12 protein-coding genes are annotated in these 15,607 nt (G+C 43.1%); 4 read left to right on the top strand and 8 right to left on the bottom strand.

Annotation, left to right across the window (positions count from 1 at the left end; translation table 11 throughout):
* Window position 1 precedes the first annotated feature (1 nt).
* Together ACXYMT_RS14170 and ACXYMT_RS14165 are read right to left on the bottom strand one after the other, a co-directional pair.
* On the bottom strand, window positions 2-619 hold the full coding sequence (locus tag ACXYMT_RS14170; RefSeq protein ID WP_459059926.1) for an anthranilate synthase component II: 618 nt from the start codon (window positions 617-619) through the stop codon (window positions 2-4).
* Between the two features lie 120 nt (window positions 620-739).
* The gene (locus ACXYMT_RS14165; protein ID WP_459059752.1) at window positions 740-2,134 is read right to left on the bottom strand and encodes an anthranilate synthase component I family protein; all 1,395 of its coding nucleotides are present in this window, start codon (window positions 2,132-2,134) and stop codon (window positions 740-742) included.
* A 285-nt stretch (window positions 2,135-2,419) separates the two neighbouring features.
* On the opposite strand from ACXYMT_RS14165, the gene ACXYMT_RS14160 reads away from it, so the two are divergent.
* The 3 genes from ACXYMT_RS14160 (at window position 2,420) to ACXYMT_RS14150 (ending at window position 5,020) form a co-directional block, all read left to right on the top strand.
* Window positions 2,420-2,731, top strand: a complete 312-nt coding sequence (locus ACXYMT_RS14160) for a rhodanese-like domain-containing protein (protein WP_459059751.1) — start codon at window positions 2,420-2,422, stop codon at window positions 2,729-2,731.
* A 235-nt stretch (window positions 2,732-2,966) separates the two neighbouring features.
* Complete coding sequence (locus tag ACXYMT_RS14155; protein ID WP_459059750.1) at window positions 2,967-4,205, top strand: S8 family serine peptidase; 1,239 nt, start codon at window positions 2,967-2,969, stop codon at window positions 4,203-4,205.
* 116 nt (window positions 4,206-4,321) lie between these two features.
* Complete coding sequence (locus tag ACXYMT_RS14150; protein WP_459059749.1) at window positions 4,322-5,020, top strand: aspartate/glutamate racemase family protein; 699 nt, start codon at window positions 4,322-4,324, stop codon at window positions 5,018-5,020.
* A 149-nt stretch (window positions 5,021-5,169) separates the two neighbouring features.
* On the opposite strand, the gene ACXYMT_RS14145 is transcribed toward ACXYMT_RS14150, so the two are convergent.
* From ACXYMT_RS14145 to ACXYMT_RS14120, 6 genes are all read right to left on the bottom strand, one after another.
* Window positions 5,170-5,964: a DUF1206 domain-containing protein gene (locus ACXYMT_RS14145; RefSeq protein WP_459059748.1), complete on the bottom strand. Its 795-nt coding sequence runs from the start codon at window positions 5,962-5,964 to the stop codon at window positions 5,170-5,172.
* 138 nt (window positions 5,965-6,102) lie between these two features.
* A complete protein-coding gene (locus ACXYMT_RS14140; protein WP_459059747.1) occupies window positions 6,103-6,564 on the bottom strand; it encodes an ankyrin repeat domain-containing protein in 462 nt (153 codons plus the stop codon).
* A 101-nt stretch (window positions 6,565-6,665) separates the two neighbouring features.
* Complete coding sequence (locus ACXYMT_RS14135; RefSeq protein ID WP_459059746.1) at window positions 6,666-8,492, bottom strand: mechanosensitive ion channel family protein; 1,827 nt, start codon at window positions 8,490-8,492, stop codon at window positions 6,666-6,668.
* A gap of 149 nt (window positions 8,493-8,641) precedes the next feature.
* Window positions 8,642-11,767 carry an efflux RND transporter permease subunit gene (locus ACXYMT_RS14130; RefSeq protein WP_459059745.1) on the bottom strand — a complete coding sequence of 1,042 codons (3,126 nt, stop codon included), beginning with the start codon at window positions 11,765-11,767 and terminating at the stop codon, window positions 8,642-8,644.
* Window positions 11,767-12,969 (bottom strand): efflux RND transporter periplasmic adaptor subunit, encoded by a 1,203-nt coding sequence (locus tag ACXYMT_RS14125; protein WP_459059744.1) that lies wholly within the window; start codon window positions 12,967-12,969, stop codon window positions 11,767-11,769. Before ACXYMT_RS14125 ends, ACXYMT_RS14130 begins: the two co-directional genes overlap by 1 nt.
* Before the next feature lie 10 nt (window positions 12,970-12,979).
* Entirely contained in the window at window positions 12,980-14,329 is a 1,350-nt protein-coding gene (locus tag ACXYMT_RS14120) for an efflux transporter outer membrane subunit (protein ID WP_459059925.1), read from the bottom strand.
* Window positions 14,330-14,603: 274 nt separating this feature from the next.
* On the opposite strand from ACXYMT_RS14120, the gene ACXYMT_RS14115 reads away from it, so the two are divergent.
* A complete protein-coding gene (locus ACXYMT_RS14115; RefSeq protein ID WP_459059743.1) occupies window positions 14,604-15,431 on the top strand; it encodes a patatin-like phospholipase family protein in 828 nt (275 codons plus the stop codon).
* Window positions 15,432-15,607: the final 176 nt, after the last annotated feature.

The following is a 15,607-nucleotide window of genomic DNA, read 5'->3' as shown; positions in this document are numbered from 1 at the left end:
GCTATATTATTTCTGGTTGTTGATCATTTTCATCCCGTTTTGGCGCTTTCACCGGACTATTAATCCAGTTGGCGACCATCTTTTTTCCCTGCGGAGTTAAAACCGATTCCGGGTGAAATTGAACTCCCCGTACATCATAATCTCTGTGGCGCAGAGACATGATCTGCCCGTTCTCATCATAAGAAGTAGCCTCCAGGCAGTCTGGTAAAGCGGGATCTACAACCCAGGAGTGGTAGCGGCCCACCTCAATTTCACCGTCGAGTTGATCATAAAGGAATTCATCGGTGACACACAGCTTAATCTTGGAAGCGACACCATGATGCACTTCCTGCAGATTGATAAGTTTTCCACCAAAAACCTCTCCAATCGCCTGCTGTCCTAAACAGACTCCAAAAATGCTTTTTTTCGAAGCATAATTAGAGATCACTTGTTTTAGAAGTCCGGCTTCATCGGGTATCCCCGGTCCCGGAGAAAGCAGGATCTTATCGTATTTCCCGATTTCTTCAAGGTCTATTTCATCATTCCGGCGAACAGTTACTTTACAATTTAATTCTTCAAGATAGTGAACCAGGTTGTACACGAACGAATCGTAATTATCTATTACAAGGACAGATGGCATTTTTCTTTCTTTTGCCTCGCTCTCATTAATAGGATGAGCGTTTTCTTTATTTTTATTGTTTTTCATTCTCAAGTTTTTATTCCCCTTCTTTTAAAGAAAGGTGCTGGTAGTGCAGGGAGGTTATATCTCTTCCGCCAGTTCCAATGCCTTTCTTAATGCTCCAATTTTGTTGTAAACTTCCTGCAGTTCTCCTTCGGGGGTGGATCCCGAGACTATCCCGGCCCCAGCCTGGTAATATAGTCGATGGTTTTTACTCAGGAAGGATCTTATAATAATAGCATGATTGAAGTTTCCATTGAAGTCCATAAATCCAATTGCGCCACCGTAGAAATCCCGGTTTACATTTTCATACTTTTCAATAAGCTGCATAGCACTATGCTTAGGGGCGCCGCTTAAGGTGCCTGCAGGAAAAGTGTCGGCTACCATTTTCATAGTGCTAACATCTCCATTTTTGATCCCGGTGACTTTGCTCACCAGGTGGATCACGTGAGAGAAATATTGGATCTCCTTATAATTTTCAACTTTCACCTCCTTGCTGCTGCGGCTCAAGTCGTTTCTTGCAAGATCTACAAGCATAACGTGTTCAGAATTCTCCTTTTCATCGGCTGCAAGTTCTTTGGCGCTGGCGGCATCCTGTTCATCATTTCCGGTACGCTTAAAGGTTCCGGCGATAGGATGAATTTCAGCTTTACCTTCTTTTACAACCAGCTGGGCTTCAGGTGAACTTCCAAAGATCTTAAAGCTTCCGTAGTCAAAATAGAAAAGATAAGGCGAGGGGTTTACATTGCGAAGTGCACGGTAAACATTGAATTCATCACCTTTGAATCCCTGGGAAAACCTTCGGGAAAGAACCAGTTGGAACACATCTCCACGGTGACAGTGTTCTTTGCCTTTAAGAACCATTTGCCTGTAACCTTCATCTGTCTCATTTGAAGCCGGTTCTCCTTCTGCAGAAAAAGAATAGGAAGCAAAATTCTTGACCTTTAGAAGCTGTTCTATCTGCTCAAGATTATTCTTTTGAGAATAACTATGATCGAAAATATACGCTTCATTGTTGAAATGATTTATAGCGATTATATTTTGATAAACAGCATAACTGATCTCCGGGATCTCCAGGTCCTCTTTTTTCTTGGTGAGGTTAAGCTTTTCAAAATATTGAACCCCATCATAAGCGATATAACCAAAAAGGCCTTCATTGATAAAATTGAAGTCGGGACCTGTAGTGCTAAATTTTTGAGAGAATTCATGAATGGCTGAAGGAACATCAAATTCCCCGGTAATGGCTGTCTTTGTGGAAGTGCCATCGGGGAAAGATTGGTGAAATTTTCCTTTTTCAACCTTAACTTCAGCTATAGGATTACAACAAATGTAGGAGAAGCTGTTTTCGTTGCCGTGATAATCACTACTTTCCAACAGGAGACTGTTGGGAAAGATATCCCGTAACCGAAGGTATAAGCTCACCGGGGTAAAGGTATCGGCGAGGAGTTTTTTATAGGTTGTGTTCAGTTTATACATGTTCTTCTTTGGTTTTTGAAATAAGGCCATAAAAAAAGGCTTGTCGTGATTGACAAGCCTTTGTATATGATACAGGAGGTGTTGCTCACGACAATTGACGTAAGTACTTCCACCACCAGTTTTTTAAATTTTTCAGGTTCATTTGAACAGCAAATATAAAAGGGAAAATATTCAAAAAAAATATTTTTTCTAATAAATGTTGCTTTTTCTCAATCTTAAATCAAGAATGTGCTGAAAAGAAGGCCTGATTCTTATATTTGTGTATGCAACTTAAACGCTAATAACATGAAAGAATTAACACAGGAAGAATGGAGAGAAAAAATTGCTAATGATGAAGATGCTGTCATCCTTGATGTACGTACAGAACAGGAAGTAGAGGAAGGTTATATACCCGGTGCCAAATTCATCGACATCTATAAGGGACAGGAATTTCTCGACCAAATCGATAACCTCGATAAAGATAAAAATTACTACATCTACTGTAGGAGCGGAAACAGGAGCAGGCAGGCCTGCACCATCATGGACCAGAAGGGATTTGACAACACCTACAACCTGATCGATGGATTTTCAAAGTGGGATGGCGAAAAGACAGAATAATCTTATTAAAGGAACGTTAAAGTTTGGAAGGCGAAAATTTTAGATTTTCGCCTTTTTCATTTTATGTAATGGTAGGAGCAGCAAAGGATTTCAGGATTTTAACACATTGTTTTGATTTGCATTTTTCATCCTAAAGAGGTTTAAAAACTGGGATTGTGCCTGTTAAAAAGTTTCATTTAATGATTTAATAATATAGATTCGGGGAATCTTTTAACATTAACCTAAATTATTTTTTATGAATCTAAAGAAGTACTATTCCGGTTTTGCGGCTGCATTTGCCCTAACTGCAATGGTTTCATGTTCGCAGGACGAAACCACTAATGTCCCAACTGTTGAAGAGCCTCAGGCGGCTCAGTCCTATTCTGAAGTTATTCCAGATCAGTATATTGTTGTATACCGGGAATCGGGTAAAATGAGTGGTGATCATCGTCTCAACAGCTTGGAGGTACAGCAAAAAACTCAGGATGTTCTTACTATGAATGCCGTAGAAGGAGCAGAAGTTGTACAGGTTTACAGTGCTGCTCTTAGTGCTGTCACCCTAAAGATGTCAAAGAGCGATGCTCTTAAATTAAGTAAGAGTAGCGAGGTAGCTTATGTAGAGCAGGATAGAATTGTTGCACTGGCACCTCCTTGTGGTACTCCAAACGGAGGTCCCTGTGACGAACCCGGAGGTGGTGATGGCGGAGACGGTGGAGACACTGGAAGCCAGGTTACTCCATACGGAATTACACGCGTAAACGGGGGCGTTGCTTACACAGGAAGCAATGTTGCCTGGATCATCGACAGCGGTATTGATATTGATCATGAAGATCTAAATGTGGATGCTTCAAGAGGATTTAATGCTTTTACTTCGGGTAGAGATTCTGGTTCGCCAGATGACAATAATGGTCACGGAACTCACGTAGCCGGTACTGTTGCTGCTCTTGACAATAGTGTTGGAGTTGTTGGAGTTGCACCCGGTGCAACGGTTATTCCTGTAAAGGTTCTTGACTCCCGTGGTAGCGGATCTTATTCTGGTGTTATTGCCGGTGTAGATCATGTTGCCAAATATGGATCATCAGGAGATGTTGCCAATATGAGTCTGGGAGGGCCAACTTCCGATGCTCTTGATGCTGCAGTTGTGGCTGCTGCTAATAAAGGGATAAAATTTGCTCTGGCTGCAGGTAATGATTCTGCTCATGCAGGTAATTCTTCTCCCGCAAGAGTGAATGGAAGTAATATTTATACAGTGTCTGCTCACGATTCATCTGACAGGTTTGCTTCATTCTCAAACTACGGGAATCCACCTGTTGATTATGCCGCACCTGGAGTTTCCATTAATTCAACGTGGAAAAACGGAGGTTATAACACCATTAGCGGAACATCTATGGCATCACCTCACGTAGCCGGAATTCTTTTGCTGGGTAACATTTCAAATGGAGGAACGGTAACCGGAGATAAGGATAACAATCCTGATACCATTGCAGTTCACTAATAAAATGTGACAATCACACTAAAAAGCACCCATTGGGGTGCTTTTTTTGCTTTTAATGACCTTGGTCAGCCCCACTCCAGGACCTTATTTTTATCTTTAAACAAACTTTACCTCCCATGCGCACTATCGGATTAATTGGTGGAACCTCCTGGCACTCCACAATAGTATACTACCGGCTCATCAATGAGATGGCCGGGAAAAGAACTGGTACTCATGCAAACCCTCCCCTTATCCTTTACAGCCTCAATGTGGAGCTAATGCGGGAGCATAATGTAGACAAGATAAAGACCGCTTATTTGCATATCGCCCGAAAGCTTGAGATAGCCGGCGCACGTGCCATAGTCATATGTGCAAATACTCCACACCTTGTATATGACTATATACATGATAAGATCTCTATTCCTGTTTTGCACATTGCCGATGGCATAGGGATAGAAGCACAAAAAAAAGGTTTTAAAAAACTGGGTTTGCTGGGAACCCGTCCTACTATGAGAGGCGACTTTTTACATAAAAGACTCCATGAAAAATTTGGAATTAAAACGATAGTTCCCGAAGAAGATTTTCAGGATGAGATCCATCAATATATTTCTTCTGAACTGACTCAGGGAAAATTTACTGAATCTGCCAAATCCTTTTTTCTGGACCACATACAGTTACTAAAGGAAAAAGGAGCCCAGGCTGTGATCATGGGATGCACCGAGCTGCCCATTTTGATCAACAATGATGATACCGATCTACCACTTTTGCAGACCACAAATCTCCATGCAAAAATGGCTGTAGATTTCATCTTCCACAATGAACATTTTGGTCAATAAAAAAAGAAGAGAGATCCCCCAATCTCTCTTCTTCTTTTCAAAACAAAAATTTACAAATTACCTTTAATTAAATCTCACGTGATGATTAAAAGGTATACGTAAAGATAAGCCTAAAGGTTTGAGGAGCCTATAGGTGAAATCCCCTATTTTTAGGCATGGAATCTTCTATACTTTGCCATGAGGAACATGTAGACTGCATAGGCTACAAGACCGGCAGCCACAATTCCCATCAACCAGGGACCATAAGATGAATCCTGAAGGAATGCAAATGCTTCCTGGGTTGTCTTTATTTCAGAAGGATTAGAGTTTACTGCTGCTTTTACTGCAAAGAATCCTATAATGACCAAAATTACGCCACGTGCACTAAGGCCAAACTCGGCAGTTTTCTTAACGCTCTCCCTTTTTTTCTGATCATTTAAAGCTGCAAGCCCCAATTTTTTATAATAATCATTTTTGTAAGCCTTGACAAACTGAAAGATCCCTGCTATAATAATTCCTACCCCTACGATCCCAATGATCCAGAGACCAGTCTCACTTGCGAGAAATGAAGATTTTTGAGCTGAGCCCGAAGAGCCCGAACTTCCTCCTGTTGAACCAAATGCTTTAATGGCTGCGAGAACTCCAAATCCTAAATAAAGAAGGCCACTGCAAAAAAAGCCAATTCGCTTTGCAGTACCTTTTTTATCATCTCCAATATTTTCCGGGTCCTTTATAGATTGAATAAACCTCCAGGCAGCGTAGCAGGCAAGGCCCAGAGCCATTAGAACAAGCAGGATGTTTCCAAAAGTTTGCTTTTCAAGGAATTCCAGAACCTGCATTTGTCCTGCCTTTTGACCTCCCATATCAAAAGCGGCTTTAAAGGTTAAAACTCCTATGATCCCGTATACTACCCCTTTTGCAATAAAGCCGGCGCGGGCCATAGTCTTGATTTTCTTATCTATCATAATTTTTGGTGTTGGTTTTCTTCTAAATTAGAAGAAAGTGCTGTGAACACCAATGAATTATGTAAATTTTAAGGGAATACCACTAAAAACATCAAAATTTTCATGGGAGGCTCCTTTTTCAATTTTTTAGTCCTGAAGCTAATCTTTCAACAAGTTTATGAGCTCCCGGTTTTCCTTTTTTTGAGCATAGTTAAAAGCCGTGTTTCCCTGTGCATCTCTCATAGTTTTATCTGCTCCCTTTAGTAGTAATAACTGCGCAATCCTTTTCTGACCAAACATAGCTGCAAAAATCAAAGGTGTCGCCCCTCCATAATTTCGGGCATTCACATCGGCTCCTTTATCAAGAAGCATTTCCGTAATTTCGGCATTGCCTTTAAAGCAAATTCCCATTAAAGCAGTATTTCCTGCAACGTCTCTTTCATCTATGTTGGCACCATTTTCAAGCAGGACTTGAGCTATTTCGGGTTGTTCATTGTAGGTTGCAAGAACAATAGGAGGAAATCCTTTTTCATCTTTCTTATGAGCTAAGGAAGGATCATGTGAAAGTTTGCGCTTAACTTCTTCAGTTTCTCCGTTTCTTATATTGTCGAAAATTTCCATGTTAAATATTAATGTGGCCCTAAAATGTCATTTTTGAGCCACTGGTTAGACGGTATGCATCAAATGATTTGATCTCAGCTTAAAAAACATTTCATTGGAAACTATTGTGGGTTTGGAGCGGGACCGGGACCTTTTTGTTTCTGCTCTGCAGAACCTTCAGGCGGATAAGGGATCTTGTCTTCAATTTCTTTAATGTGCTCCGGGTCGAATCTGGGTAATTGCAATTCACCTTTTTGTTTCCATTCCCGAACCTTTTCTTCTGCGGTTCTAGATTTCTCCTTTGAGAGTCCTATGTCTTTTCCGAAGTAAATGGTTTGAGAAGGGAAGGCGAATCCTGTACCGCTGTCTCCAACTACATCCATAATGCGCAGCAAGAGATCCTCCTTAACCTCCAAGAACTCATCAAATGTGCTGGCTTTAACATAGGTGAATATTTCCAGGTTAATAGAATCTGCTCCCAGGTTTATGAATCTTACCCGTGCAGGATCTGAGGTGACCATAGGATGCGCATATAGTATTGCCCTTAGTTCGACCAGCAGAAATCTTATTTGATCTGGAGTTGTTTCATAACGCAGGGCAATAATTGGATGAAACCAGAATCTGTCCCTGTGGGCATAATTTTCTATCCTGCTGGAAGAGAACTCGCCATTAGGAATTGTAACCAGGGTGCGATCAAGTGTCCTAATACGGGTAGACCTCATTCCAATCTTTTCTACTGTTCCCATGGTGTCTCCTACTTTACAAAAATCGCCTACTCTTATAGGTTGATCTGTAATTAAGGTAACACTTCCAACAAAATTCTCAATGGTCTTTTGTGCTCCTAAAGCAAGGGCCAAACCACCTATTCCCAGTGCGGCCAAACCGGTTGTAATGTCTACTCCAATGGCTCCTAAAATGGCAATAATGCCGAAGATCACAATAGCGATCTTTGCAGCCCTTTTCAAAAAAAGTGCAACAGATACTCCGGAAATATTTCCCCGGGAACTCATTCGGTTGGTGCTAAAGGTTCCCAAAAATTCCGATAAACGCCACAAAAGGATAAGAAAAGCAAGTAGTCCTATAACAACGGTGATCCCGCTAAACCGCTGGCGTAAAACAATAGATATTCCTATCTCCTTTGAAAGCACCACGAAAAGCCAGACTGCAAGATAAAGTTTAACAGGAAGGGCAAATGCCTTCAATACCCCGGCTGTGGGCTCTGTACGGGCTCTTCTCCACAACAACGGAATAAGAAATAAAAAGAACTGAATGATGAGCCATGCCACAGCATAGGAGAAAGCAGCTAGCAGCAGGATGGCCAGCCATTGCCCAACGGTTGCTCCCCACAATTGATATTGCTCGAGTACCGGAGGCATAATGCGGTGAAGCAGCAGGAGATTTTCTTCAAGTGCCGAAAGCTCTTTAATGTATTGTATGGTTTGATCTGAAAAAAGCCATAAGGGTCCACCTTCAGGACCTTCGACCTTTTCCAGTAAAAGGTCGAAATCTTCCCGGGAAGTTGATACCGTTCCTACTCTTTCCAGGTGGTTTGGGAGATCATCATCCAATCTACCTTCGGTATCATTACTCAGCCAGGAATAAGGCATCATTTGGCCACGTTGATTGAGCAGGATCTCCAGTTGTCTTGCCAGTTCTGCACTTCGGGTATCTTCAGCTCCCCCTTCAGCTACTTTAAAAAATTCTCCTGCTGTGGTGTAATCCTTTTCTGCAACTGCAGAGAAGAATCCGGCGACAGCACTTCTGGGAGTGCGTCTTCCCAATGCATCATCGGGCCATTCTGGTTCTGCAGGTTCCTCAGCTTCAGGTTGCGTTCCGGGGATCTGGGCCTGTAAATCTGTTACGGTCCCAAATTGTAGGATGATTGTTAAACTGAAGAGTAGGAGAAAAGGACTTTTAAAAATGGGATTTTTCTGAAGTATTCTATTCATGTTTTTCAACTGAAGTGTCTGTGAAAAGAGGTCTCAAAAATGACATTTTTGGACCTTCTTAAGTAAATAGGTCTGAGTAAAACTAAAGATAGTAAAAATAGGTAAGGCTGTTGTTGGTCTTTAGGAAGCTTTTAAAATTTGCACAAAGATCACCCCTTGTCTGAAGCGAATTTCCGCTGTACTGTCCGGCGATGTCTAAGGTATAATTTTGCATCTTCCAGGATGAGGTAGAGACATGGTACTATCAGCAGGATGATGGAGGTGGCGAAAACAATTCCGAAGCCTAAAGAAATAGCCATAGGAATGAGATAATAAGCCTGGCTCGATGTTTCCAGGATTATTGGTGTCAATCCGCCAAAAGTTGTGAGGGTGGTAAGTATTATTGGTCTGAAACGTCGTAGGCCTGCTTCGTGAATTGCTTCATAAACAGAACATTCCCTCCGCTTTTTATTGGCGTAATCGATCATTATGAGGCTGTCGTTCACCACTACTCCCGTGAGCGCTATCACTCCCATAAGGCTCACCAGGGAAAGGTCGTACCCCAGGAGGATATGACCAATAACGGCTCCTACAATTCCAAAGGGTATTGCTGTCATTACTATGAGCGGTTGCACATAACTGCTAAACGCTATTGCCAGCAAGACATAAATAATGAGCATAGCCATGGAGAAGGTGTTCCAGAGGGTATCTGTAGACTCACGCATATCGGCCTGGCTACCTTCGAAGGTCCAGGTGAGCCCGGGAAAATCACCACGCAGTTGGGGTAGAACCTCTGTCTGTATTGCAGCAAGCACCTGTCCCACTGTGTTGGCCGGTTCTACATCCATTCCCACATTCACAACACGGCGGCCGTCGCGCCTGTTGATGCTCGTAAAGGCTTCATCACGCTCGATCCTCACCACATCCAGTAAGGGAACTTCTACTCCTTGCTGGGTTCTAATAAGGAAATTCTCAAGGTTTTGAATATTGCGCCTTTCTTCCAGGGGCAATTTTACCCGTACCTCGATCTCGTTGATGGAACGCATTTGTCTCATAGCTAAAGCACCGTAAAAAGCATCTCTTACCTGTCTTCCCACTTCATTTGAGGTGAGGCCGAGATTCCTTCCTTCGGGCAGGAGCTTAAAATCAAACTGCTGTTTGCCTTTGTTATAGTTATCACTAATGTCACGGGTATTTTGGAACTCAGCCATTCTTTTAGAGAACGCCATGCTAGCCTTTTCCAGCACATTGATGTCGGTGTGGCTAAGATCAACGCTAATATCTTGCTGGTAACCGCCGGGACCACGTTCAGCTTCAAAGGTGATTTGATCCACTCCCTCTATTTCACCAATATTATCCCGCCACAGGGCAATGACCTCCCTTGCTGTCATTTTTCTTTCATCTGGCGGTTTCATCACGATCTCAACATCAATGAAGTTCTGGCCCCTCACATTTGTTTTGACTCCTTCTGCTACTTCAAAGAGATTGTGTTCCTCAAACATTTCGAAGGTGGAATTTGTGATCTCTTCAGCTACTTTGGCCGATTGTTGAGTGGTGGTGCCTTCAGGTAGCCGTACCCCTGCCTCAATCTCATCGGCAGCAACTTCCGGCATCATTATCATTCCCATATGATCACTATAGCCGTAACCCCCAACAATGATCAAAAGGGCCACAGCGGCAGTGAGGGTGATGTACCTGTACTTTAGGGATTTGTCCAGAAGCGGGCGGTAGTAATTCTGTACAAACCGGTCAAAGGCAGCGGCAAATTTCTGTTGCAATTTTTCAAGCTTAAGTGCCCAACCTTTGGCCTGTTTTTTCTTTAGATGACCCAGGTGGGAAGGAAGAATAAAAAGTGCTTCAAAAAGAGAAACAGCTAATATTACGATCACAACTACTGGTAGGGGCCACCAGAATTTTCCTGTTTCACCCGGCATAAGCAAAAGAGGTACGAAGGCAATTATAGTGGTGGCGATACTAAAGATCACCGGCCGGGAAACATCCTTGGTTCCTGCTATTGCTGCATCTATAGGACTTAATCCTTTTTTACGGTATTCATAAACGTTCTCCCCCACAACTATAGCGTCATCTACAACAATTCCCAGCACTACGAGAAAACCGAACATGGAGATCATATTAATGCTCACACCAACCAACGGAAGAAAAATGATCCCGCCAATAAAAGAAATGGTCATTCCCATCATGACCCAAAAAGCAAGACGGTACTCCAGGAATAAAGTCAAAATGATCAGAACAATTATTATGGCCATTAACCCGTTCTCTGTGAGCAGGGAAAGACGTTCGCTATAGTCTTCTGCACGGTTACTGTCAATGCGATATTTTACACCTGGTGGCAGCTGGAAATCGTCAAGAATCTTTTCAACCTCCTCTGCAATATCAAGAGGAGACTGGTCGCCAACTCTGTAAATGCTCAAACTTACAGCCGGTTCCCTGTTGAACTGCCCGTGAAAACCCGTTTCTTCGAATCCGTCTGTCACGGTAGCTATCTCCCCCAAAGTAACCTTGGCTCCTGAATCTGAATTGATGATCCCAATTTTCCTGAATTCATCTGCCCACTGTTTCCTTTCCTTCATCCTCAAAAGGATCTCGCCTGTGGCCGTCTCGACGGCTCCTGCCGGAACATCTTCGCTGGATTCCGCTACAATTCGGGCGACCTGGTCAAGAGTGAGATTGTACTTCCGAAGATTGTGTCTTGGTATTTCAATGTGAGTGAAGTAATCCGGAACATTCACTAATTCTACCTGGGTGATTTGCGGATTGCTCAACAGGATGTTCCTAAGTTGCTCTCCCAGTTGCCTCAAAGTCCAGATATCCACCTGTCCATAAAGGCTAATTTCCATCACGTCCTGCTGCTGTAATTGCAGGCTCACCTGGGGTTGTTCAATGTCATCGGGAAAGGTCCGGATCCTGCTTACTGCCTGGTCAATATCCTGAAAAGCTTTCATGCGATTAGTTCCGGCAATAAGTTCAATTACAACTTCCCCCGAACCTTCCCGGGCAGTTGACACAATTTCCTTTATCCCCTGAATCCCGCGAAGGGCTTCTTCTACGGGCAGTAAGATCCCCTGTTCTACTTCGGCAGGTGCAGCACCGGGATACTGCACATTCACGTTTACATAATCAAGCTGAAACTGAGGAAAAACTTCTTTCTGAATCTGCAGCATGGTCCAAATACCACCAGCTATGAGAAGAACCATGAGCAAGTTGGCCGCAATAGAATTTCGGGCCATATAAGCAATGATTCCTTCTTTCCTGATATTTGAATCTTTTTCTGCCATTATTCTATGCTGTCTTTAGCACTGTAGCTTCGGGCTGTTGAATCTGCTTCGGTTCGTACCGCAGCACCTTCGGCCACCGTACTTAAATTAGTTGTTATCACCTTTTCACCATGTTCAAGGCCATCGGTTATATAGGCATATTGGCTATCGGTGAGTAGAACATCTACTTCCTTTATAAAAAGCTTTCCGTCCTGCATTACCCATACTTTATCATTATCTCTCAGGTAGTCGCGATCGAGGCGCACAACATTTTCAATTTCATTTCCTTCAATGAGGCTTTCTACAAAAGTTCCAATGATCAATTCAGGCTTGCCGGCAGCGGTATCCTGTGCAAGAGGATCGGGTACTTCCACGAGAATTCGTGCTAATCTTGTTTGATTGTCCAATGCGCCTACCTGGCTGGTAACATAACCTGTTCTATAAGTGTCTGCAGGCCATGCAGCAGTATTCCGGATCCTTACCGAGGAGCCTTTCCCGTTTTCTGAATCTGGAAAGCGTAGGTACTGCAGTCGGGAAACCGGAAGACTTAGGATCACGCGATATTTTTCGGTGCCTACCAGTCTGCCCAAATCTTCCCCGGGAGCCACCTGTGAACCTGTAGTAACATTTTGGGTAAGGATGTGAGCGTTAAAAGGCGCTTTTATAGTAGTTCTTGCCAGCTCCAGCTGTGCCTGGTCTACCGCAGCCTGTGCCGCTTTGATCCGGGCTTTTACCGCGTTGAGTTGTGGCTGTCGTAACACCAAAGCCTGTTCCTGGGGAGTTAGACTTTGCCCGCCAACCAGCTCGAGGTCCTGCTCGGCTACTTCCTGTCGACCCATCTCCACATCAAGATCGGTTTGGGCTTGTAGTAATTCACTACGGCGTAATTCCAGATTGTTCCGGTAATCTGAAGGATCTATTTGTAAAAGAAGATCTCCTTTTTTTACAAAACCGCCGGGTACAAATGCAGGTGCCCGACGAATAACTTCTCCACCCACTCTGGCGCTAAGAATTACATCTTCTACCGGCTCCACTGTACCGGTAGCGATCAAGAGAGGGGAGAAATTACCCGCTTCTGCTTCTGTGACTTTTACCAGCATTGCCATCTCCCGGGTAGCCCCTTCTTTTTGTGCCGTCGGTTCGCTAAGAAAAATGAAGGAAGTGATCACTGCTGCCAGTATCAGTATCCCAATGCAAATTATTACTATTTTTTTTGTACTCATTCTTGTAATTTTAAAGACTGCCTTCTTTCGGAGCATCAAAGGCACCGGCCAATGCTCTGTACAGTCCAATGCGTATCTCCAACAGGTCCTGTCTTGCTTCCAGGATTTCCCTTTCCAGCTGCTGTTGCTCATCCAGGGCCAGCAGTACGTCGAGGTAAGGACTTAGACCGTTCAAAAACTCTATACGTAACTGTTTTGAAGTTTTGGTGGAAAGATCAAGCCTTCTCTCCAAAACTTCCAGCCTCTCAATTTGTTTATACTCCTGAAAAAGGGCATTTTCGACCTCCTCGAATGCAGTAAGTACTGCCTGCCCATATTCAAATAGCCGCTGATTCTTAACTGCCTCTGCACGATCTGCCTCAGCTGAAAGTCTTCCGCCATAGATAATGGGTGCTACTAAATTTCCTGCCAGGCTGTAAGTCCAATTCTCAAACAAGTTACCTATTTCAGCGGAAGTAAATCTTCCCTGAGCCTCAATTGAGATTACCGGAAATTTGCTCCTAATGGTAAAAGCCAGTTCCCTGTCGGCAGCCAGGACAAGATTATATGCCCGCTGAAGGTCGGGACGGCGACGAATTAGCTCCAGTGGTAGCCCGGTCTCCGGAAGTGGAGGTAGATTTGGAATTACTCCTGAAGTAAAATCATCAATGTTCTGTGGAGGCCGACCTAAAAGTACCGCCAGTCGATTTTCAAGTATCTCCAGCGTAGTCTCATAAAATATCTTTTGATCCCTGGTGCTTTCAAGTAACTGTTCCTGCCGCAAAATGTCTACAGCACGTATCTGTCCTCCCGCAAATCTTGCCCGAATAAGTTTTACGATGTCTTCATTGGTTTGGATCTGTCTATTTATAAGCTCAAGTTGCCTGCGAGCAGTGAGTAATTGGTACCAGGTGTTTGAGATCTCGGCCGTGATGGTCATCGCGGCTGCCTGATAGTCGTGTAAAACAGCTTGGGCATTGAATTTTTCAGCTTGTATTCCCGCTCGTATCCGTCCCCAAAGATCAATTTCATAAGAAGCAGCGAGGCCGGTTTGCAATTGAAAGTCCTGTGAAAAATTACCCTGGGGTGTGTTCTTATCTACACCTGTAAAAGCGTCGATCTGCGGAAAGAGAAAAGACCTTTCCCTCTTTACTACCGCAAGTGCTGCTTTATATTCCTGCCAGTTACCTGCCAAAAAGAGGTTTTCCTGTAGTCCTTGTTGAACCAGGGAATCCAAAACCGGGTCTTGAAAACTTTGCCACCAATTATCGGGTAATGATGCAGTTCCTGTAGCCGTAAATTTCCCCGGGTCCTGAATGGGAGCTTGTTGTGGGGCTAGACGAGGTGTGCACGAGGAGAGGATTAGAATAAGTACAAGCAATCCTGCCCTGCCAAAAAGCAGAACAAACAGGAAATGTTGGAAATAATATGAAATTCTCTTTGGCTTCAGTTCCGGTTTTTGTTTAGGTTGTAATCCTATTTTAAACCTGTTTTGCAAGGATAAAAAGTGATTGATTCTAAAGTTACAGATTTTTTATTTGCAGACAACAGCAAAGAAGAGGTGTCAAAAATGCCATTTTTAAATCCTCTTCCTGTCAAGCCGGGTCCAGTTACAAGCTTCAAAAATGTTATCTTGGCCTCATATTTTATACAATTTGAAATTTTCAGAATTTTTCTCTTTTAAACCAAAGCCTGAATATAAAGTAGGGATTTGCCTTAGTGGCGGAAGTGCCCGCGGTTATGCACATGTTGGGGTACTAAAGGCACTTCATGAATATGGAATTGAACCCCAGATCATTTCGGGGACCAGCATGGGTGCTGTTGTAGGAGCTCTTTATGCCGCAGGATATTCACCGGGCGGAATCAAAAAGATCCTTACTGAAGAAACTTTTTCGAAAATGACCGGTTTTTCCTGGCGACGCACAGGGATTTATAAGCTGGAAAAAATGAAGGTAGCCCTTCAAAGGTATATTAGCGAAGATGATTTTACAGCTCTTAAGAAGCCCTTCTATTTGGCTCTTTCAAACCTTAATGACGCGTGCGGCGAAATGCGCTGTAAGGGTCCTCTTTTTGATTATATCATGGCCAGTTGTTCTGTTCCCGGGTTTTTTGCACCTATCATCCTTGACCAGGTGAATTATGTTGACGGCGGACTCTTTTGCAACCTACCGGCTTCAGCCATTAGAGATAAGTGTAAATATCTCATTGGCTCCCATGTGAATTTTCCCGGGCAGAAGTCGAATTTCCCCGGCCCACGAAGTATAATGGAAAGGGCAGTGAATTTAGGAATTACCCAGAATTCTAAACCTGAAATGGAACTATGTGATTTTGTGATAGATCCACCACAAATGCAGAATTACACCTTGTTCGATTTCAGTAAAATAGAAGAGATCATTAATGTAGGCTATGAACATACTCTCCAAATGATCAAAAATGGAGAAATTCCTGTGAAAAAGCTCCGCACTTCAGCTCTTAAGAGCTAACAGGAAAACCACCCTTTGAAAAAAAAAGAGGCAATCCAAAGATCCAATTTCATCAACCTGAACCTGTATTAATTTCTAATCATTGTCTGATCTATTAGATCGACAAGATTTTGAAATAAACTCAGAAGGAAGTAAAAATAGCTTTTTAGACAGCCTCTTTAGTAAAGATAATATTA

The sequence above is a fragment of the Salinimicrobium sp. CAU 1759 genome (genome assembly GCF_054482715.1).
This window is presented reverse-complemented; position numbering and strand designations above follow the sequence as displayed.

Coding starts and splice junctions, on each gene's coding strand:
- ACXYMT_RS14170 (WP_459059926.1), bottom strand. CDS start 619: ATGCCATCTGTCCTTGTAATAGATAATTACGATTCGTTCGTGTACAAC.
- ACXYMT_RS14165 (WP_459059752.1), bottom strand. CDS start 2,134: ATGTATAAACTGAACACAACCTATAAAAAACTCCTCGCCGATACCTTT.
- ACXYMT_RS14160 (WP_459059751.1), top strand. CDS start 2,420: ATGAAAGAATTAACACAGGAAGAATGGAGAGAAAAAATTGCTAATGAT.
- ACXYMT_RS14155 (WP_459059750.1), top strand. CDS start 2,967: ATGAATCTAAAGAAGTACTATTCCGGTTTTGCGGCTGCATTTGCCCTA.
- ACXYMT_RS14150 (WP_459059749.1), top strand. CDS start 4,322: ATGCGCACTATCGGATTAATTGGTGGAACCTCCTGGCACTCCACAATA.
- ACXYMT_RS14145 (WP_459059748.1), bottom strand. CDS start 5,964: ATGATAGATAAGAAAATCAAGACTATGGCCCGCGCCGGCTTTATTGCA.
- ACXYMT_RS14140 (WP_459059747.1), bottom strand. CDS start 6,564: ATGGAAATTTTCGACAATATAAGAAACGGAGAAACTGAAGAAGTTAAG.
- ACXYMT_RS14135 (WP_459059746.1), bottom strand. CDS start 8,492: ATGAATAGAATACTTCAGAAAAATCCCATTTTTAAAAGTCCTTTTCTC.
- ACXYMT_RS14130 (WP_459059745.1), bottom strand. CDS start 11,767: ATGGCAGAAAAAGATTCAAATATCAGGAAAGAAGGAATCATTGCTTAT.
- ACXYMT_RS14125 (WP_459059744.1), bottom strand. CDS start 12,969: ATGAGTACAAAAAAAATAGTAATAATTTGCATTGGGATACTGATACTG.